This is a genomic window from Bacillus sp. AY2-1 (assembly GCF_008368965.1).
Classification (GTDB): domain Bacteria; phylum Bacillota; class Bacilli; order Bacillales; family Bacillaceae_G; genus Bacillus_A; species Bacillus_A thuringiensis_S.
Genome location: NZ_QPEL01000140.1, coordinates 1 through 19,881 on the forward strand (window position 1 = coordinate 1; position 19,881 = coordinate 19,881).

Here is a 19,881-nt window from a genome sequence, read left to right on the forward strand (position 1 = left end):
ACTATACATTATTTTATAAGATATTGAACCAATTAACACTGGTGAAAGACGTCTTATTCAAAAGAATAATTCTGTAAGTTATGATTAAAAAAATAGAAAAACCATCTCCACTGTAGATATCGCTTACTTTACGTCACATCTTCAGAGGCTTTAGCTGTAGTTACATTTATATAGGCTACATTCACTTATCTTTTTCAGCTCTTCTTTGTTTTAATTTATTTTCAGGATAATAAACCTTCACAAAAGGCATAGACTTTCATTCCTTTTCTTATTTTTAATATACAACAAAATTTCATCGTGAAATGTGCAAAATCTCATATACTGTAACACCTTTATTTGTTACCATTTCAGGCTTCTCTTCATAAAACTCAAACCTACTGTATCCCCATTTATCCGGATTATAAACGATTACATTCCCTAAACACTTTTCATTGTTTTGTACATTTTCATTTATCGTGTTTAATTGAGTCCCAATCAACGTTTTACTTTGAGAAATACTTCCTGCATATTCAACAACATATCTACTTTTCTTAAATCCATCACTTAGATTAACAACTAACGGAACACCTATATGTATTTGTTGCCACCCAAACGATTGTAAAATATTATCGTAATACCCTTCAAAGGTAAATTTATTCATCCCTTCATGACCATTCCAAATATATAAAGGTGCATAGCAGTTATAAAAATTCCCGTCTTTCTCCGTTTCCGTAATTAAATAAGCTTTAAAATTTAGTTCTTGGAAACCATCAGTTTTATAGCCATTATCCTTTACCCTTTTCTTAATAATTTCCATGTCATAATCCTTTGGAAGAATGACCTTATATTGCATTCCAATCATGTTTATCACTCGCTTTCAATCTTATATACATTATGATAAATCGATAAGCGGCTAACGTAAAATAGGTATAAATTATGTTTGGTATCATTTATAATGATAGTGCATAAGGGGCTGAGATACATGGAAATAAATGATCTTATTATATTCAAAACTGTGGCCAGTGAGGGTTCTATTAGTAAAGCTGCTAAAGAGTTAGGATATGTTCAACCGAACGTAACTGAGCGAATCAAAAAATTAGAACAAGAATTAGAAACGCCTTTACTACATAGAGATAACAAAGGTGTTTCCTTGTTACCTGCTGGTGACATTTTATTAGATTACACGAATAAAATATTAACACTATTAGAAGAAGTAAAAGATGAAATTAAAACGAGTGGTTCTTCTTATATAATAGCGACGTCACAATCTATTTTGACAAATTATTTAAGTAAGCGTATTAAAGTAAATTTCAGAAATTATCAAATATATGTAGAAAGTAGTAGTCATTTGCAAAAATTACTGCAGCAACAAAAAGTTGATATGGTCATAACTTATGAGGATTATCCTGACGCATCGTTTAAAAAAGTGTTCACAACCTCAATTTCTGTAGGCTTATTAAAAGCGAAAGAAAAATGTACCATTGATTATTTAAAAGAAATTTTCTTCGTTAGCAATGACAAAAAGTGCCCTTTTAGGAATAAGACAATACAATTTCTAAAAGAAAACAATCTATCTCAGCGACAACTTCAACAGTTGGATTCTTATTCGCTTATGGAAGAGTTTATTGCTGATGGAAAAGGAATAGCTTTTTTACCGATTAAAAATGATACATTAGTAATAATTGAAGATGTTCCCCTTGAGAATTTAGCTGTTCATTTTTTTACGAATCAAACCTTTATAAAGCATATCCCTGATGAACTATTTGATTAATAAAATGACTTTGATTACAAACTTTTTTCAAAATAAAAATCCCTCTTTAACGAATATAAAAGAGGGATTTTTATTTTGTATACAATTGATTTTTCACACGTTTTGCTCCACTTCTGTACTTTTCTCCTTTTTATTCCTTTTAAAACTCTTCAATTTCTTAACCGTCCCAACAAATCCTTTCGGAAAAACGAGTAGCACGATAATATACAATAAACCTAGAATAATCGTCCATCTTTCAAAAATCGGATATTCCGTCGCTAGTTCTGATAAATAATATTTTAGGGATTCAATAATCCCAGATCCAGCAATAGCTCCAATTAATGTTCCGACTCCTCCAATCATTGTCATCAAGAGTGCATTTAGTGTCATTTCAATTGAAAATACAGTCGTATTGACAAAGCGTAATGTAATAACAAATAAACCACCACTAATCGAAGCTACTACTCCTGCCACAATACTAGCAATAATTTTATACTGAAGAACTTTATATCCTAGCGCTTCAACACGTTGCTCATTTTGTGAAATTGCCTTTAATACTTTTCCAATAGAAGATTTAGTGAAAAGACGTAACAGAATAAAAATGACAATTAAACATATAAGTGTTACATAATAAAAGGTAAAACGATCACGGAATATTTCTGGTACCCCAAATGTAAAACCATCTCCTCCGTGAGTAAGCCCACGCCATTTTTCAGCAAGTACGAAAAACAACTGTGAAATAGCAAGTGTTAACATTGCATAAAAATGACTTTTCAATCGTAAAGAAAGCAAACCAATTATATAACTAACGATTGCTGAAACGATAATTGCAGCTACTATTCCAATTAAAAAGTTCGTTATTGATACGCCTTGTCGATCAAATAAAAGCGCTACCCCATATGCTCCTATCCCAAAGAACATACAATGACCGAACGATACAATTCCTGTATACCCAAGCAATACATCAAAACTCATTGCAAAAATAGCAAAGATGAAGATTTGAGTGAACAAAATTAACAGGCTCCGTGAATCATTTACGAACGGAAATACACTTAAACAAATGAGCATACATACTCCGGAGTATACTTTAATTCGGTCCGATGTGTTGTTCACCATTTCACCCCTTTTCACCAACAAGTCCAGTTGGCTTCATTATTAAGAAAAATAGTAACATTAACATATTAATTGCAAGTGATAAATCTGGTATAAAATACGCTGTAAAAGCACCAGCTAATCCGACAATTAAAGAAGCCATAGCTGAACCTTGTACGCTTCCTAATCCACCGATAATTACTACTATAAATGCTAAAATTGCATACTGCATGCCCATCTCGGCGAAAATAACGCCCGAATACGGTGCTAATAAGAATCCTCCCAAAGCTGCCATCCCTGCCCCTAATAAAAAGACGAAAGAAAATATCGCTTTTACATTAATACCAAGCGCTTGAACCATTTCTTTATCCATTACACCTGCACGGATCATAAGACCTATCTTCGTCTTTTTGAGTAATAGTAGTAGTGCAATGTAAATAATTATCCCAATCAAAATAACAAATAGACGATATTTAATTAATATAATACCTCCGAATGTAAAACTTCCTTGTAACCATAACGGTAATTTTGCACTAATAGGGTTTGGCCCCCAAAATATTTTAATACACTCACTAAGAACGAGCATTCCTCCAAGCGTAACGAGCAGCTGTCGAACATGATTTCCATATACCGGTCTAATAAGAAACCTTTCTAAAATAAATCCTAGGAACATTCCCATGGCTACTGCTCCAACTAAAGCTAATATATAACTTCCTGTCATATTAAATAACCAAACACCTGTAAATGCTCCCCATGCAAATAAACCACCGTGTGCAAAGTTTAAAACGCTCATTAGACCGAAAATAAGTGAAAGACCTGATGCTAACAAAAAAATGAGCATCCCTGTTGAAATCCCATTTACAAATAAATTTATTAACACATCCATCCTTTTCACCTCGGATTCATGTTAAGAGATTCCTAAATATTTATGACACATTTCCTTATCCTTTTTTAATTCATTCATAAAACCGTTATGAACAATTCGTCCGTTATCCATAATGTAAAAATAATCGCCAATTTGACTAGCCATCATAAAATTTTGCTCAACAAGTAAAACTGTTGTTTTCTCTTTCATCTTCAAAATAGCTACCATTAATTTCTCCACCATTATCGGGGATAGCCCTTTGCTCGGTTCATCAATAAGTAATAATCCATCACTATTAATAAACGCTCTTGAAATAGCCAACATTTGCTTTTGCCCTCCGCTCAAGAGCCCACTTTTCTTATTCCAAAACTGCTTTAAATCCGGAAATAGTTCCAGCATCCACTCTATTTTCCCTTCTACTTCTTCACCTTTTCCCCTAGCAAGAGCGAATGTTTCTTCTACTGTCAAATCATGAAAAATACCTTGATTTTCTGGTACATACCCTATTCCTTTCCTTGAAATTAAATGTGTAGGTAATCCACTTACTTTTGCACTATCATAATAAATTTGACCATCTGTAATCCGGTGAAACCCCATAACTGAACGTAATGTCGTTGTTTTCCCTGCCCCGTTTCTACCAAACAGTACAGTAATCGTCCCTTTCTCAACAGTAAGAGATACTCCTTGCAAAATATGAAACTGATCTAAATACGTTTCTATATTATTCACTTGTAATAGTGCCACTATATAATCCCCCTAAATAAGCACTTTGTACACGCTCATCTTTCATAATTTCTTCTGGCAATCCTTCAGCCAATAACTCTCCATGAAATAAAACGATAAGATGATCTGACAAACCTAGTATCATATCCATTTTGTGTTCGATAAGTACAATTGTGCTCTCTGGATGTTTCTTAATATTTTCAATCACTTGTAATATAGCAGGGACTTCCTCAACCGAAATACCTGCCGTCGGCTCATCAAGTAATAACACATCCGTTTTTAAAGCTAATAACATCGCAAGTTCTAGCTTTCTTTTCTCTCCATGTGCCAAATCTTTCGCTAATACGTTCTCTTTCTCGTGAAGTAATACTGTTTTTAAGAAACGTCTCGCCTCTCCAACTTGTTGCTTTAATTTTGCTGGATTCGGGAAAAAGCTATAGTAATCTTGTACGAATGATTGAACACTTAAACGGACATTTTCAAGTACCGTTAATTCTGGGAATATGTTTGTAAGCTGAAAAGAGCGACCGATTCCTAAGCGTGTTCGATCTGAAATCGATAGTTTTGTAATATCTTGCCCTTTAAAATACACTTCACCTGTTGTGGGTGAAATCTGTCCACTTAGTAAATTAAATAATGTTGTCTTCCCCGCACCATTTGGCCCGATAATAGAAATGAGTTTTCCTTTTTGGACAGTTAAATTTACATCTTTAATAACATGATCTTCACCAAAAGATACGCTAAGATTTTTCGTCTCTAACAAATGTGTCACGAAATCCCCTCCCTTTAAAGCCGTGAGTATGAAAGAAATATGTATAAAGAGGGTCCCCCCTCTTTATACAAAAACAACAGAAAATTCAGTCTATTTATTTTGAACTGGTGGTTCTGTTTCTTTCATCGTTAATTCTCGCTCTAACACTGGCACCGGATAATCAACACCGTCTTGCTTTTTCAATGTGATAGAATACAGTGTCTGCATCGCTTGGTGATCCTTCTCTCTAAACTTCATCTTTCCTTTTGGTGTATCAAATTCCATTCCTTCCATTTTCTTAATCAAGGTATCTACATCTGTATCACCTTTTGTTTTCTTTAAGGCTTCTACAATAGAAATTGCTGCTGACATTCCTCCCGCTGTAAACAAATCTGGCACTGCACCATTAAAACGTTTTTTATGCTCTTCAACTAGCCAATCATTCACTTTATTTTTTGGAAGTGTGTGATAATATACAGAAAAACCTTGCATACCTACTAATGCATCCATTGTTTTTAATGCTGGTATATCTGGCGCACCTGTAGAAATTTTAATACCTTGCGCTTCCACATTCATATCTTTCAACTGTTTCCAAGGTGAATTTGCCCCTGCCCAAACGATAAATAAATAATCTGGTTTTGAACTAATGATATTTTGAATATTCGCTGTAAAATCTGTTGAATTTGTATCCGCGTATTGCTCATTCACAATGTTCGCACCTAATTTTTTCGCACCCGCTTTAAATGCAGCAATCCCTTCACGACCAAAAGCGTTATCTGGGGCAAATGTCGCAATCTTTACATCTTTTTTCGCAATTGCTGCTGCTCCTGCAATCGCATCTTGTGAGGAACTTCTTCCAGTTCTAAAAATATATTTATTCCAGTTCTTCCCGGTAATACTATCCGCAACTGCCGGTTCTACAACCATAATCTTTTCATATTCTTCTGCCAGTGGTAAAACCGCTAACGTATCACTTGAACTAGACGATCCAACTAAAAAATCAACTTTCTCTTCTTCTAATAACTTCGTAGCTTTCTTCACTGCTACATCCGCTTTCGTTTCTGTATCTTCTACAACAAACTTAATCTTTTTCCCATCTACTTTCCCAGTCCCACCAGTTGCATAGTCTAACCCTAATTCAAATCCGTTCACTGTTTGTTTTCCATACGATTCTAGCGGTCCTGTTAAAGAAGCAAGGACTCCTACCTTAATCGTTTTTTCATCTTCTGTACTTGTTTTCTTTCCTGAACAAGCTGCCGTTATTAATAACGAACCTAAAACACAACCAGTAAACATTGTCTTTAGCCACTTACGTTTTTTCATCGACATTGTGATCCTCCCCATACTTTACTTTCTGATAGAATCAAACACGCCAAAATCCCCTGTCCGTAATCATGACTAACTAATACGATAGATAATGGAAAACTCTTGTAGTACCCTCTACATTCGGCACAAATATATAATCACCTTCCTATGTAATGGAAACGGACATACAATCAATATATATTCTGCAATCCAATTGAAAATACTGTTTCATTTTAGTAATGGCCATACAAAAAGACTAACTTATTTTTTAAGTTAGTCTTTTCACCTTAATTAGAGTTAAGTTCTACTTTCTCTAACCCTTCAGCCAATCGTTTCTTATCTATTCCTTCTCCAATTACTACTAAGTTTGTTGGGAAACCGAAATCTTGTTCCAGTAAAGTCGGTACTCCGAACGAATATTGGAATAGGTGAGGGTATTTATCTCCATGGAATTTCACAAAGCCTTTCACTCGATAAATACTATCTGGTAAATTCGAAAGCCATTCATATAATTTGTCTTGATCAATCGGTTTCGTAAATTGATACGTCATCGTTTGTATATGTAAATGCTGTTTAACGTGTAGTGTCTCATGTTCCTCATCATTTGGAAATTCTGCTTCTTCTATATCTTTTAAAGATATATTACAATACTTTGTCTCATACATTTTCGCATGATCATTTATTGTCTTTACTTCTTCAAGTACTATGTTCTTATCTTCATCTGTTAGTAAATCTGCTTTATTAACAAGAATGTGACTACCAAATTTCAGTTGCTCATGCAATAGCTGTTGTACATTTGCACTTAATATACTTTTGTTTAACCACCTTACTGCATCTAAAACGACTACAATTGATTTCACTTCCAGGAAAGGAGCTAAAATTGGCGAGACACACGCGTCTAACACTTCAATTGGATGCGCAACACCTGTCGTTTCTATATAAATGACATCTGGTCTTTCTTGTTGGTATAACGAATGTAATTGTATTTCAAGCTCTTCTTTTAACGTACAACAAATACAGCCTTTAAGAAGTTCTCTTAAAACATTCTCTTTTCCAATAATATCTGTATCTACCGAGTATTCACCAATTTCATTCATTAATACTGCAACTTTTCTATTCTTCTTTTTCTCTGCTAACAATAAATTTTGTAATAATGTTGATTTTCCACTACCTAAAAAACCACCTAATATATGAATCTCCACTTTATTCATTCAACCGACCATCCATTTCTTTATTTCAAATGTATTCAAAGCGTAATAATTACGATTTATATTTATCATTTTATTAAAAGAATGACCATTTGTAAATATAAGAGATTCACTGCTCATTTACTTCATATGCAACTCTAACTCCAGACTCAATTGCTCCTTGCATCCATCCATGTGTTAATGTCGTATGCTCTCCTGCAAAGTGTACTTTTCCAGATGGTGGTGTAATATACGGAAATAACTCGAGCTCTTGGCCTGGTTCAAAAGCTGTAAATGCACCGCAAGAATACGGATTTTTACTCCAGCTAAAAGATGTTCCAGTGACAAACTCACTATAGACGATGTCACCGTATATTTCCGCTAAATTTTTTAATGCGTAACGAATACGATCTCTCTGGGGGAGACTATCCCATGTTAACGCCTCATCTGCCCACGTATAACTAGCCAACACAACAGCTGGTCCTGGAGTATGAATGCCATAACTCGGATAGTATGTAAACCGTATCGGTAAATCAGTAATAGATTTCCCACCACACTGTCCCGCTTTCTCCCAAAATCTACTTTTAAACTCTATTGCAATTTTAGTTGCAGCAATATAATTTAATTCACGAATTGCTCTTCTTTTAAAATAAGAGAATAAATAGTATGGCTGAACTTCTACAAATCTTAACGCTGAAAACGGAATTGTAATAATAGCAAAATCACTTGTTATTGTAAATTGCTCTAACGTTTGCTCATGGTTTCCTTGTAACATTACTTTATTATCTTCTTGTATGATTTTATCAACCTTATACGGCATTAAAATATGCTCTCTTAATTGTGGTAAGAATGCATTCGATAACTTATCCATTCCACCAGTTATTTCATAATATTTCGTTGTTGAAGTAAAGAAGATCATTTCACGTAATACTTCAATTAAGGACATTCCCATATAAGCTTCCATATCAAGAAGTACCCCGATTATATCTATTGCAACATCTGAATAATACTCCATTAAAAATGAACCAAGCGAATACGTTTTATACTTTTTTTCAACAATAAGCCAGTTTTTATCAGGTTCCTTCTTAATATAATTTAGTATTGGTTCTAATACCTCAATCATTAACTCTTCTGCCGTTTTTCCTCTTTCTTTATCCAAAACCGGATATTCAAGTACACTTGGATCATTTTCAAACACATTCAATCTCGTTTGAATGTTATTCGTGTAAATGATATCTGCAAAAGTTTTATTTATAAAAAGGTTTAAAGGTAGTTTAAATTTATAAATATACGCTAAGGTTAACTTATGGGTATCAGGGATTCTCATCGGTCCCGCATTAAAATATAAACCCACACTAAATGGTTCCCGAATCGTATACACCCTGCCACCTATTCTGTTATTTGCTTCTATAATCGTTACTTCGTGCCCAGCCTCTTTTAATAAAGAACCTGCAACTAATCCAGAAATCCCTGCACCGGCAATCGTAATCCGTTTTGGGTTATTCTTTTTAACAAGCCCTGCATGAATAATATGAAGCATTTCTTCCATTGTTAATGGGTTCCCCATGCCATTTCCCCTTTTACAAAGGATTTTACTGAATTATATTCAGTTACCTTCATTCCTATGTTTTGGGCAAGGAATTACACGGATACATTTTCAAATACTTGAATATCTTTTATAAAATGTAATAAACTAGATATGATTCTATAGAAGTAAGACGTATTATCTTACATAACAAAACCAATGAAATTGCGAGGAATTTTGAAATGAAAAAAGGTATTAACCGTGTTGTATTAGTAGGAACAGGAGCAGTTGGATGTAGTTATGCTTACTGCATGATTAACCAAGCCGTAGCTGAAGAATTTGTTTTAGTCGATGTAAATGAGGCAAAAGCTGAAGGAGAAGCAATGGATTTAAGTCATGCTGTTCCATTCGCACCAGCTCCAACTAGAGTATGGAAAGGCAGCTACGAAGATTGTAAAGATGCTGACCTTGTAGTTATTACAGCTGGATTACCACAAAAACCAGGCGAAACACGTTTAGATTTAGTTGAGAAAAACGCTAAAATCTTTAAACAAATCGTTCGCAGTATTATGGATAGCGGATTTGATGGCATCTTCTTAATCGCAACAAACCCTGTAGATATTTTAACTTACGTAACTTGGAAAGAATCTGGTTTACCGAAAGAACGTGTAATCGGTTCTGGTACAACGCTTGATTCTGCTCGTTTCCGCTATATGTTAGGTGAGTACTTCGATATTGGTCCACACAACATTCACGCTTATATTATCGGAGAACACGGCGATACTGAACTTCCTGTTTGGAGTCATGTTTCCGTTGGTATCCAAAAACTACAAACACTGCTTGAAAAAGACAACACGTATAATCAAGAAGATTTAGACAAAATTTTCATAAACGTCCGTGATGCAGCTTACCATATTATTGAGCGTAAAGGCGCAACTTATTATGGTATCGGTATGTCACTTCTACGTGTTACAAAAGCAATTTTAAACGACGAAAATAGTGTATTAACTGTATCAGCTTACTTAGAAGGTCAATATGGTCAAAAAGATGTTTATATCGGGGTGCCTGCTGTTTTAAATCGCGGCGGTGTTCGTGAAATTTTAGAGGTTGAATTAAGTGAAGAAGAAGAATTAAAATTCGATCACTCTGTTCAAGTATTAAAAGAAACAATGGCTCCGGTTCTTTAATTAAGATAAAAAAGCAATCCAATTTATTTTGGATTGCTTTTTTATCTTAATTATCCCCTATGACCTTTTAATGATTTTCTATCATTTCTTATTTTTTAGTCGCATCCTCATTATTTATATCAAGTACATCTAATAAAAAGATAAAGATTGGTATCCCGATAATAAGCCCCCATATTCCGAGGAAATGCTCTGAGAAGATGAGAATCATAAATGTATAAAAGATTGGTAAATTTGTTTTTGCAGACATAAACTTCGGATTTAAAAAATAACTTTCAAGAGCGTGGATTACTGTTATGAACACGAGTATGTATACTACGTACATAACTCCGCCTACGTTGTAAGCAATGATACAAAGTGGAAACAAAGAAATAATCACACCTGCAACAGGAATCAACCCTAGTAAGAAAACCATAACAGCTAATACAAGTAGCTGTGGAAATCCTAAAACAATTAATGCAATGACAGTAAGAATACAATTTACAACGGCAATTAAAAACTGAGCTTCAATTACTTTTCCGAACGATCTTGCAAATCTTTCACCAAAATATGCAATTTCCTCATAAAAGATTTTTAACTTACTATCTTTAAACTTAGATGTAAATGTAATAATACGCTCTTTTTCTAATAAGAAAAATAAGCTTAAAATTAGAGATAATAATATTTGTAAACTTACCTTCCCTATATTTGCTATTGATTGATATATAACATCTACACCTTGTTCTATATATTTTGATACTTCCATCCCATTAATTGTCGAAAGTACATATTTAACGATTTCATTATCAGGTGGATTTTGAAAAAATAGTTTAAATTGATAAATTAATTGTGAAATTTGTATCGTCAGCACAGGTAAATATTTATATAACGTTGTGCCTATAAAGGAAACTAGTATTATATACAAACATGCAATAACAATTTTCCGGTTTACTTTCAATTTCCTTGAAATAAAACGTTGAAATCGATCCATTAAAAACGTCAGTATAAACGTAATTAATATTAAATTGATCATACTTTTTAATGCATATAATACAAGCGCTACTATTATTAAAACGAGAAACCGTTGAAACCCTCTACTTCGAAAAAAACTCTTTACTTCATTCATTAAGAATTAACCTCCCCCTCCAATGGATGGAAATTGAATCTATTACATTTTATGAACTCCTATAGACAATCTTTCTTACTAATTGAGAAGAATCCTTTTTTTCTTTTCATATTGTTAGATTCGTTTAACTGGAATCCACCAACATATTTCGGTGGACTTCAGTTATTTTTCATATAATCTTTTTATAAACTAGGTGATTTTCTATTTTTAGACTGCTGTTCATACGCATATCCCATATTGAAAAGCTCTCTTTCACCAAACTGTTTCCCTACAAACACTACACCGATTGGTTCTCCATTTTTATCATATCCAGCAGGAACCGCTAATTCCGGATAACCAGCTACAGCTGATAGAAGAACTTCATCGTTATTAATCATAACTAGAGCATCCAAACCTTTTTCTACTAAATACCTATCTAGCTCTTTTTTTGCATTTGCTTGACTCGTTTGTACTACGTTTTCGAACTCTTCTTTCGTTATAGCAGATTTTTCAGACCCCTCAATTAATGTTTGTCCGTATTTTATTCGTCTTTTACTATCCTTTTTATTAAACGCTATAATCTCTTCTAACGATTTTACCGGTATATTTTTTTGCTGTGAAAAATAGTCGTTTACATTATGCTTGAACTCATATTCTAATGTTTGCAAATTATCTACACCCTCAGCACTTAACTGGATATTATCAGCTAATATTGCACCTGCATCTTGAAGGTCTTTTCTAATTTTTTCTGCTACTGTTTTTCTATTTTCATCTTGTTGGTCTACAGAAAAAAGAAGCCCTATCTTTTTCCCTTTTAATCCATCTATTGATAAATCCTTTGTATAATCAATTCTTTCTTTATCTTTCATTTTTTCTGTCATAACATCTTTTTCGTCATAACCTATCATTGCATTAAATAACGTTGCTGCATCTTTTACTGTTCTTGCCATAGGTCCTGCTGTATCAAGAGTTTCAGCTAATGGAATAATTCCTGTTCTACTTACCATACCTAAAGATGGACGTAACCCAACTACTGATTGCTGCGCCGCTGGTGCAACAATCGATCCCGTCGTTTCTGTTCCAATTGCAAGCGGCGCAAAATCTGCCGCAACTACTGTAGCAGATCCTGAACTTGATCCTGAAGTATCGAATGTAATCGGACCGTACGGGTTTAAATTTTGTCCTTTCTTCCCGCTATACCCACTTGGCATTGTAAAAGATAAATAGTTCGCCCACTCAGACATATTCGCTTTTCCTAAAACAAATGCTCCTTCTTCTTTCAACTGCTTCACAATTGTTGCGTCTTGATCTGCAATCCAATCTTTTAATACATAAGTTCCTGCACTAGTCGGCATCACTTTTTCCGTCTGTACATTATCTTTTACAACAACAGGAATACCATATAAATTCGAATTTTTGTTTCTACCCCGCTCTTGATCTAACTTTCTTGCTTCTTCCATCGCATTAGGATTTATCTCTGTAACAGAATTTAATGTTATTCCATTTTGATCATGTTCTTGTATTCTAAAGAGATAAATGCTCGTTAATTCTTCATATGACAACTTTCCATCATCAATCATTTTTTGAAGCTCATCTACAGTCGCATTTACGACTTCTTTTTCTTTTATTTTTACATTTTCTATATTGATTCCTTTAAGCTGATTATGTATCGGTTGTAGCACTCTTTCTTTATCATATACAATACGCTCAGGTTCCTTTGGAAAATAATTTTTATACACGTAATATCCGCCGACACACGCTAATAAGACAATGCCTCCAGCGATAGACAGCGTTACCTTTACCCATTTCTTCATGTTGCTTCCTCCACTCTATAAGGTGCTTCGTTACACGAAAAAGAGAGTTACCTTTTACTTAACTCTCTCCAATCAAAATGCTAAATGAAAAAATGAAAGATTTCAATCTAATTACTTCTTTTTTGCATTTGCTTTGCTAACATTTCTTTCACTTGATTATACGTTAACCCTGAATTTTTATTTAAACGCTTTACTTCCTCAACATCAGTACCTACCACTGTATATTTTTTCTCATCATTCATTTTTCTAATTCCCTTCTCACCGGATTATTTCTTATATTTCTTCCCTAAATGCACATAAATTAACACCACTACAAAAAAGGAAGCTGTTTTTAAGCACAGCTTCCTTCTCGTTACATATTGTATTTCTTAATAAAATTTCACTACATCTTCAGTAGGCAAGAACGTTCTTTCTGCTGGTTGTTCGTTTGGTTCACCAAATGGCATTTGACCTACTAAGCTCCACTCTGCTGGAATGTTCCAAGTTTCTTTCACTTCAGCATCTACGATTGGGTTGTAATGTTGTAATGACGCTCCAATTCCTTCAGCAGATAATAGCATCCACACAGTATGTTGTAACATCGCATTTCCTTGATGAGACCAGAATGGGAACTGATCTTTATATAATGGCGCATTTTCTTGCATTTTTTGTACAGTTGCTTGATCTTCAAAGAATAGAACTGTTCCTACACCTGCATGGAAGCCTTTTAGTCTTTCTACAGTCGCTTCAAAGTTTTCTGCTGGTACGCGAGCTCTTAGTGTTTCTTTAACAATATCCCAAAACTTTTCATGCTCTCCATCCATTAATACAACCATACGACCACTTTGCATATTGAAAGATGTTGGTGCGTGTAAAGCTGTTTTTAACACTTCTTCAATTCTTTCTTTCGTAATTGCATCGTTTTTTGCTACTTTACGAATTGAACGGCGATTCACAATTGCTTCTTTTAAGTTTGTTGTAGTTGCTGACATTTTAATTCCTCCAAATGTTTGTTTTATAATTTATTTTGTTATTTCATAACAAGCGAATTAGCAATATCCATCGGTATTACATTGCATACCTTCAAATGAATTTGTTTTATCCTTTTCAATTTCTTTATCAATGACCCTTTCTAGTGTTTCTTTACTAGCAAGCCCTTGAATGACTTCATCTCCAATCATGACAGTTGGAACAGCCATAATATTCGCTTCATCATATGCGTGTTGAATTGCTTCTTGATGCTTTTCTTTATATTTACGAATTACTAAAGCATCTTTAAATTCCGCCTCAGGAAGTCCTACTTCTACCGCTAATTTTGTTAACACATCAATATCTTCAATGTTTTGCTCTTCTTGGAAAAATGCTGTGAATACGCGGTGATGATACTCATTACCTAGTCCACGTTCTTTCGCAAATTGACATCCTTCGAAAGCTAAATGTGTATATGGATGTGGTGAAACACGTGGCAAGCGCATATCAATTCCTAACTTCTTCGCTGTCGGAAGAATGAAAGCATCCCATGAACCTAATTTTTCTGGTTCATTCCATGGATCTATTTTTGAATATGGACTTGGACGTAATTCAAATGGCATCCATTCAATCTCTACATCTTTCTCTTTCGCTACCTCATCTAATGGACCTTTTGCTAAAAAACAAAACGGACATATAAAATCTGAGTATACTTTCATTTTTACAGTCATAACTTTTACACCTTACCTTTATTGTTGTAATCAAATCAGTTACATTAATGACAAAAAAATATAAATAGGATTTAAGCATTCATTTTTTCTTGCAAAGTTTCAAACAACTGCCCCATTGTAATATTTCTCAAAACTTCTTCCATCGCGGATTGTGCTTGAATTAAAATAATTTCTAACACCGCTTGAATATTCGCCCCAATTGGACAATCTGGATTCGGTTGCTCGTGAATATGAAATAGCTTGTCTTCTTCGACTACGTTCACTGCATGATACACATCTAACAATGTGATTTCATATAAATCCTTTAGTAATCCCGCGCCACCCGGTCCACGATTTACGTAAACAAAGCCAGCTTGTTTCAAGTACGACATGATTTTACGAATGACTACTGGATTTGTATTGACACTCTCAGCCATATAGTCTGAAGTACAAAGTGAAGATGGATTGTTTTTCAAAATAGATAAAATATGAACAGCTATGGAAAAGCGGCTACTAATTTTCATCGTAATCACCACCTCGATGTAATCATTATAGTTACAACTAAAAAATAAGTCAATCCTTTTCATAGATTTTTTATAAGTAAATTAAAAAGTGTCCCATTATGATATATGAGACACCTCTTTTTATTCTGCAAATAGCGATTGAAATTCTTCAATAAATAGCTGCACAGCGATTGAAGAATCCTTTAATGAAGGAACAGCTAAAGCAATTTCTCTCCATACTTGTGGTTCCAATTCTCTCGTTTGCACATTTTTTGGTAAATTCGTTAAAGATAATTCAGCTAATATTGCAATGCCCAATCCTTCTTGAATCATATTTAAAGCTGTAGTAACTGTCGAAATTACATATTCAGCCCGAAGTGGTACGTTTGCTTGTTTAAACATATCAATAATGGGTGGTTCGTATCCACCCTTACATAATATGATCGGTTCATTCTCTAAATCACAAATTGTAAGAGCGTCCTTCTTACAGAGAGGATGATCCTCTCTTAAGATAGCAACCATTTTCCCCTTCGTTAATGGAACAATCTCCATATCTTTATTAGGCAAAATAACAATTCCTATATCAATAACCCTCGATACTAACCAATCTTCAACTTCTTTAATCGTTCCTTCACAAAGAACGACTTCTAAGTTCGGATACTTCTCCTTAAAAAGGTTTATCATTTTGGGTAAGAAATGTGCAGAAGCGCTCGGAAAACTCCCAATTCGAATCGTCCCAACTTCGTGCCCTTTCTCCATCGCAACTTCTTGTTCAATCTTCTCTACACCGTTCAAAATCTCTCTAATATGTACAAGAATTCTGTTTCCTACATCCGTAACAATTAATCCTTTTCGTTTATCACGTATAAGAATCGTAACTCCTATCTCTGACTCAATACTTGAAATCGCATGACTAACAGCTGGCTGCGTCATATTTAACACCCGAGCTGCCTTCGTAAAACTACCTAACTCAACGGTTTTTATTAATACTTGCAGTTGTGTAATGGTCATAACTAATCACTTATACTCCCCATAAAAAAGATTCATTTTATTTATTACAGTCGATATCATATCATAGTGAAATGAATAACAACAAGGAGGTCTTACCGTGACACAGCTTTCTCGAACTAAGACGGCCATAATCCTTACCTTTCTCGTTTTCATGTGGGGAATCAATTGGCCTTTATCTAAGTTTGCCCTGCATTATACACCACCCGTTTTATTTGCAGGCGTTCGAACTTTAATTGGAGGATTCATTTTACTCCTTTTCGCATTACCGAAATACAAAGAGTTACACTTAAAAGAAACTTGGCATTTATACGTTATTTCTTCTTTACTTAACATCATTATATTTTACGGATTACAAACTGTAGGCCTTCAATATATGCCAGCTGGGTTATTTTCCGCCATTGTATTTCTACAACCTGTTTTACTCGGCGTTTTCTCATGGATTTGGCTTGAAGAATCTATGTACGGCTTAAAAATTTTTGGGCTTGTTCTTGGATTTATTGGCGTGGGTGTCATTAGCTCTAGTAGTTTAACTGGACATATCTCTATTATCGGAATCCTTCTCGCGATAGGATGCGCTATTGGCTGGGCACTTGGAACAGTATTTATTAAGAAGACTGGGCACCGCGTTAATTCCATTTGGATGGTAACACTTCAGCTCATTATTGGCGGGCTTTGCTTAATTGGATTTGGTTCAGAGTTTGAAAGCTGGTCTAGTATCGCTTGGAGTATACCATTTGTTAGCGTACTTCTCTTTATTTCGTTCTTCGTTATTGCAATGGGGTGGCTTGCATACTTCACACTTGTTGGAGCTGGTGAAGCAAGTAAAGTTGGGGCTTATACATTCCTCATTCCACTAATCGCTATTATTGTAAGTTCAATTTTCTTACATGAGGCCATTACAATGAGCTTATTTATTGGGCTATTATTTATTGTTGTGAGCATTTGTTTTGTAAATATAAAACCAAAAGCACTTGCTATAAGGCAGCAAGTTGAATTGAAATAAACGTAAGAAAGAGCCTACTGTTTGTAGGCTCTTTCTTACGTCTTACTTTTTACGACGTACTACAAAAACACACGCACCAACCGACGATACAATCGCCAAAATAGATAAGACAATCGCTATTACTTGCATATTACTAGTGCCTTCATTCTTTTCTACACTAGACACTTCACCATGTTCTCCTGTTAATGACGTACCTTTTGCAATTGTAGTAAGTGAATGTGGTTTTTCAGCTTTTTCATCGCCTGTCCATTCAACAATTTCTCCATCTTTATATTGTTGATATGCGTCCCAAGCTATTTTTTGCTCTTTATCCGGATTTTTAGCGACGAAAGTAAATCGTTGGAATTGACCGGTTAAAATCCCTTCTCCTGTCGCTTCCCATACTACAGTTTTCACTTTTCCAGCACTATCTTTTTGCGCTTCCACTTTCCACCCTGGCACTGGCTCATACTGTTGAAACTCAACGCCAGACGGTATTTTTAGTGTGACTTTTGTTGTTGCTATATTTTTTTCAACTGGTACCTTTATTGTGTAAGTCTCCCATGAATTAACATCAGAAGTTTCTGGCTTTACCGTCACATGAGCACTAACAGGTAACGAAAAGATTCCCATTGCAATTATTGTTGCGATCATTGTTGTTCCTAATTTTTTTATACGTTTCATTTTCTATTAACTCCCTTTCATCTATAACGCCTCTTTATCTGCCACCTACAATAAATTTATAATCTGTATCGAAGCTATCCAGAGATTTTGTTAATCCATGAACATGTATATTCCAGTTTCCTGTCATGTTAATATACATACCTTCTGCTTCATATTCTCCCGGTGAAACTGCTGAAACTTTAAATGAACCTTTTCCCATATTCATATCTAATGATTGAGTAGTTAAAATAATTTGCTCCATATCAGTAACAGGTTGTCCGTTTTCATCCTTTAAAGTAATATGAAATGTATTTTGTCCTACTTTATTAGGACTTACATGTAAAGTAAGTTCATACCCATTATCCAGTTGCTTACTTTCTGTAAAAGGTCCCGTAGGAGGCATCGGTGGTGTTTGTACGTTTGTCATAAAAGCTACGATGACAAAAATGATAATTCCGATGATAAACTCTACTTTCACCGTAGCGCCTAATCCCTTCTGCGCTCTCATTTTCCCTTTCACATAATGTACAATTCCCAATATCCCCATGAAAATGAATAAAAGTATTTTTGCTAATAAAGCTAATCCATACTTCGTATCAAATAAAGAGTGGATTGTTGGAATAAAAAATGTACTGTTAAAAAGACCTGTTATTAAAATCACGATGACAGCACCTGTTGCCCACGGTGAAAAACGCTTAATCATATCCCAATACATACTCCACTTGTCATCCTCTTTACGTAAAAGAAGAATAATGGATGATAGACCGCCAATCCATAATGAAGCTGCAAATAAATGCAGAAAATCCATAACGACAGCAATCTCTTTAAACTTCAAACCATATGCATGACTATTAAAGGCTTTCATAACAAGTATCCCGATAAACAATACTATTGGAATACTCCATACTTTAAACGACGATAGCTTCCCACACTTCATCGCAAAATACGTAACAATTATAAGTGAACTAATAAGAACCATTTGAGTAATCCATACATATCCAAAAACAGAAAGCTGTAACGTTTCTTTTAAGAGTAAAGGATTGAATGCTTCTAGCCATGAAACATCTGCATTTATTTTTGCTTGTAGTGGTAGATTGAATAACAAGCTAATAAATATCCCAAATAAGGAAATCCATATTATGTTCTTACTCCTTGATCGAACCGAGGTTGCATTCCCTTTATACATAATAAGATTAAAGAATAGCACTCCTATAAATAGTGAGAAACTTGTATATAGAACCCCACGTTCCATAATCATATCTATTTGCGGGACATACCCCATCTCTTCTACTTGTACATCATCTGCTCCCGCTTCCGCTGACCCAATTCGGAACGGAATAACTCCTTGAATTGGATGTCCATCAGCTGAAATCACTTTCCACTGAATAGAGTAGAGTCCGTTTTTCAGATTTTCTTTTAACCCTGCTTCTAATAGTTTTTTGTTTTTTTTATCAATATGAGCATCTTTCAAATCGACCCTTTTACCTGATGTATCCCTCACGTACAATGTATTAAAACTTGAAACTTGTATGTCCTCATCGAATTCGATTTTCACAACAGATGGTGCCTTCTTCAAAGTTTCATTTTCAACAGGGTTTGATTTCACAACGTACGCATGAGCAGATGTACTTTTCGGTATCGATATGATAAGCACACATGCAATTAATAACCATGTCCCTAACTTTCTCATTACTTTCACAATCACTTCACTTCTTTCTTACTCATCGCTATACTTCCATTCCTTTAACTTTCCAAGTTTGATTATCGGGCGAAATATTAACCTTATTAAATATAATCTTCTATAC

General features: G+C 34.5%; 20 protein-coding genes. 3 read left to right on the forward strand and 17 right to left on the reverse strand.

The genetic code is table 11. The features are described 5' to 3' along the window. Positions 1 to 292: 292 nt before the first annotated feature. On the reverse strand, positions 293 to 841 hold the full coding sequence (locus DN403_RS25215; RefSeq protein WP_000579909.1) for a DUF4865 family protein: 549 nt from the start codon (positions 839 to 841) through the stop codon (positions 293 to 295). Between the two features lie 120 nt (positions 842 to 961). On the opposite strand from DN403_RS25215, the gene DN403_RS25220 reads away from it, so the two are divergent. Then, entirely contained in the window at positions 962 to 1,750 is a 789-nt protein-coding gene (locus tag DN403_RS25220; protein WP_000404993.1) for a LysR family transcriptional regulator, read from the forward strand. A 93-nt stretch (positions 1,751 to 1,843) separates the two neighbouring features. Here the strand turns inward: DN403_RS25220 and DN403_RS25225 are convergent, their stop codons facing one another. The 7 genes from DN403_RS25225 to DN403_RS25260 form a co-directional block, all read right to left on the reverse strand. Continuing rightward, positions 1,844 to 2,797 carry a branched-chain amino acid ABC transporter permease gene (locus DN403_RS25225; RefSeq protein WP_074789686.1) on the reverse strand — a complete coding sequence of 318 codons (954 nt, stop codon included), beginning with the start codon at positions 2,795 to 2,797 and terminating at the stop codon, positions 1,844 to 1,846. Positions 2,798 to 2,846: 49 nt separating this feature from the next. Then, positions 2,847 to 3,707: a branched-chain amino acid ABC transporter permease gene (locus DN403_RS25230; protein ID WP_086389927.1), complete on the reverse strand. Its 861-nt coding sequence runs from the start codon at positions 3,705 to 3,707 to the stop codon at positions 2,847 to 2,849. A 21-nt stretch (positions 3,708 to 3,728) separates the two neighbouring features. Next, entirely contained in the window at positions 3,729 to 4,430 is a 702-nt protein-coding gene (locus DN403_RS25235) for an ABC transporter ATP-binding protein (protein ID WP_001196715.1), read from the reverse strand. Next, a complete protein-coding gene (locus DN403_RS25240; protein ID WP_000149309.1) occupies positions 4,408 to 5,181 on the reverse strand; it encodes an ABC transporter ATP-binding protein in 774 nt (257 codons plus the stop codon). Before DN403_RS25240 ends, DN403_RS25235 begins: the two co-directional genes overlap by 23 nt. A gap of 90 nt (positions 5,182 to 5,271) precedes the next feature. Then, positions 5,272 to 6,489 (reverse strand): substrate-binding domain-containing protein, encoded by a 1,218-nt coding sequence (locus DN403_RS25245; protein WP_000061996.1) that lies wholly within the window; start codon positions 6,487 to 6,489, stop codon positions 5,272 to 5,274. 263 nt (positions 6,490 to 6,752) lie between these two features. After that, positions 6,753 to 7,676, reverse strand: a complete 924-nt coding sequence (locus DN403_RS25250; RefSeq protein WP_001044926.1) for a CobW family GTP-binding protein — start codon at positions 7,674 to 7,676, stop codon at positions 6,753 to 6,755. A 106-nt stretch (positions 7,677 to 7,782) separates the two neighbouring features. Beyond that, entirely contained in the window at positions 7,783 to 9,219 is a 1,437-nt protein-coding gene (locus DN403_RS25260) for a flavin monoamine oxidase family protein (RefSeq protein ID WP_000528028.1), read from the reverse strand. 200 nt (positions 9,220 to 9,419) lie between these two features. Between DN403_RS25260 and DN403_RS25265 the strand changes: the two genes are divergently transcribed. Continuing rightward, the gene (locus DN403_RS25265) at positions 9,420 to 10,364 is read left to right on the forward strand and encodes an L-lactate dehydrogenase (RefSeq protein ID WP_000715322.1); all 945 of its coding nucleotides are present in this window, start codon (positions 9,420 to 9,422) and stop codon (positions 10,362 to 10,364) included. An 88-nt stretch (positions 10,365 to 10,452) separates the two neighbouring features. Here DN403_RS25265 and DN403_RS25270 read toward each other — a convergent pair whose 3' ends face one another. The 7 genes from DN403_RS25270 to DN403_RS25295 all read right to left on the reverse strand — a co-directional run bounded on the left by DN403_RS25270 (position 10,453) and on the right by DN403_RS25295 (position 16,431). Beyond that, entirely contained in the window at positions 10,453 to 11,466 is a 1,014-nt protein-coding gene (locus DN403_RS25270; RefSeq protein ID WP_001006602.1) for an AI-2E family transporter, read from the reverse strand. Between the two features lie 182 nt (positions 11,467 to 11,648). After that, positions 11,649 to 13,259 (reverse strand): amidase family protein, encoded by a 1,611-nt coding sequence (locus tag DN403_RS25275; protein ID WP_000759452.1) that lies wholly within the window; start codon positions 13,257 to 13,259, stop codon positions 11,649 to 11,651. 107 nt (positions 13,260 to 13,366) lie between these two features. After that, positions 13,367 to 13,501, reverse strand: coding sequence for a hypothetical protein (locus tag DN403_RS31955; RefSeq protein WP_000997346.1), 135 nt, complete (start codon positions 13,499 to 13,501; stop codon positions 13,367 to 13,369). A gap of 126 nt (positions 13,502 to 13,627) precedes the next feature. Then, a complete protein-coding gene (locus DN403_RS25280; protein WP_001277013.1) occupies positions 13,628 to 14,230 on the reverse strand; it encodes a nitroreductase family protein in 603 nt (200 codons plus the stop codon). 57 nt (positions 14,231 to 14,287) lie between these two features. Continuing rightward, entirely contained in the window at positions 14,288 to 14,938 is a 651-nt protein-coding gene (locus DN403_RS25285; protein ID WP_000216666.1) for a DsbA family oxidoreductase, read from the reverse strand. Positions 14,939 to 15,009: 71 nt separating this feature from the next. Then, positions 15,010 to 15,441: an Rrf2 family transcriptional regulator gene (locus DN403_RS25290; protein ID WP_000704085.1), complete on the reverse strand. Its 432-nt coding sequence runs from the start codon at positions 15,439 to 15,441 to the stop codon at positions 15,010 to 15,012. Between the two features lie 120 nt (positions 15,442 to 15,561). Further along, complete coding sequence (locus DN403_RS25295; protein ID WP_000156761.1) at positions 15,562 to 16,431, reverse strand: LysR family transcriptional regulator; 870 nt, start codon at positions 16,429 to 16,431, stop codon at positions 15,562 to 15,564. Between the two features lie 97 nt (positions 16,432 to 16,528). On the opposite strand from DN403_RS25295, the gene DN403_RS25300 reads away from it, so the two are divergent. Further along, positions 16,529 to 17,434, forward strand: a complete 906-nt coding sequence (locus tag DN403_RS25300; RefSeq protein WP_000192819.1) for a DMT family transporter — start codon at positions 16,529 to 16,531, stop codon at positions 17,432 to 17,434. A gap of 42 nt (positions 17,435 to 17,476) precedes the next feature. Here DN403_RS25300 and DN403_RS25305 read toward each other — a convergent pair whose 3' ends face one another. Both DN403_RS25305 and DN403_RS25310 read right to left on the reverse strand, forming a co-directional pair. After that, complete coding sequence (locus tag DN403_RS25305) at positions 17,477 to 18,097, reverse strand: YcnI family copper-binding membrane protein (protein ID WP_000821388.1); 621 nt, start codon at positions 18,095 to 18,097, stop codon at positions 17,477 to 17,479. Between the two features lie 34 nt (positions 18,098 to 18,131). Beyond that, positions 18,132 to 19,781, reverse strand: coding sequence for a copper resistance CopC/CopD family protein (locus DN403_RS25310; RefSeq protein WP_002083252.1), 1,650 nt, complete (start codon positions 19,779 to 19,781; stop codon positions 18,132 to 18,134). Positions 19,782 to 19,881 lie beyond the last annotated feature (100 nt).

Bases quoted from the DNA above. Each gene is read 5' to 3' on its own strand.
- DN403_RS25215 (WP_000579909.1), bottom strand. From the start codon at position 841: ATGATTGGAATGCAATATAAGGTCATTCTTCCAAAGGATTATGACATG.
- DN403_RS25220 (WP_000404993.1), top strand. From the start codon at position 962: ATGGAAATAAATGATCTTATTATATTCAAAACTGTGGCCAGTGAGGGT.
- DN403_RS25225 (WP_074789686.1), bottom strand. From the start codon at position 2,797: ATGCTCATTTGTTTAAGTGTATTTCCGTTCGTAAATGATTCACGGAGC.
- DN403_RS25230 (WP_086389927.1), bottom strand. From the start codon at position 3,707: ATGGATGTGTTAATAAATTTATTTGTAAATGGGATTTCAACAGGGATG.
- DN403_RS25245 (WP_000061996.1), bottom strand. From the start codon at position 6,489: ATGTCGATGAAAAAACGTAAGTGGCTAAAGACAATGTTTACTGGTTGT.
- DN403_RS25250 (WP_001044926.1), bottom strand. From the start codon at position 7,676: ATGAATAAAGTGGAGATTCATATATTAGGTGGTTTTTTAGGTAGTGGA.
- DN403_RS25260 (WP_000528028.1), bottom strand. From the start codon at position 9,219: ATGGGGAACCCATTAACAATGGAAGAAATGCTTCATATTATTCATGCA.
- DN403_RS25265 (WP_000715322.1), top strand. From the start codon at position 9,420: ATGAAAAAAGGTATTAACCGTGTTGTATTAGTAGGAACAGGAGCAGTT.
- DN403_RS25270 (WP_001006602.1), bottom strand. From the start codon at position 11,466: ATGAATGAAGTAAAGAGTTTTTTTCGAAGTAGAGGGTTTCAACGGTTT.
- DN403_RS25275 (WP_000759452.1), bottom strand. From the start codon at position 13,259: ATGAAGAAATGGGTAAAGGTAACGCTGTCTATCGCTGGAGGCATTGTC.
- DN403_RS31955 (WP_000997346.1), bottom strand. From the start codon at position 13,501: ATGAATGATGAGAAAAAATATACAGTGGTAGGTACTGATGTTGAGGAA.
- DN403_RS25280 (WP_001277013.1), bottom strand. From the start codon at position 14,230: ATGTCAGCAACTACAACAAACTTAAAAGAAGCAATTGTGAATCGCCGT.
- DN403_RS25285 (WP_000216666.1), bottom strand. From the start codon at position 14,938: ATGACTGTAAAAATGAAAGTATACTCAGATTTTATATGTCCGTTTTGT.
- DN403_RS25290 (WP_000704085.1), bottom strand. From the start codon at position 15,441: ATGAAAATTAGTAGCCGCTTTTCCATAGCTGTTCATATTTTATCTATT.
- DN403_RS25295 (WP_000156761.1), bottom strand. From the start codon at position 16,431: ATGACCATTACACAACTGCAAGTATTAATAAAAACCGTTGAGTTAGGT.
- DN403_RS25305 (WP_000821388.1), bottom strand. From the start codon at position 18,097: ATGAAACGTATAAAAAAATTAGGAACAACAATGATCGCAACAATAATT.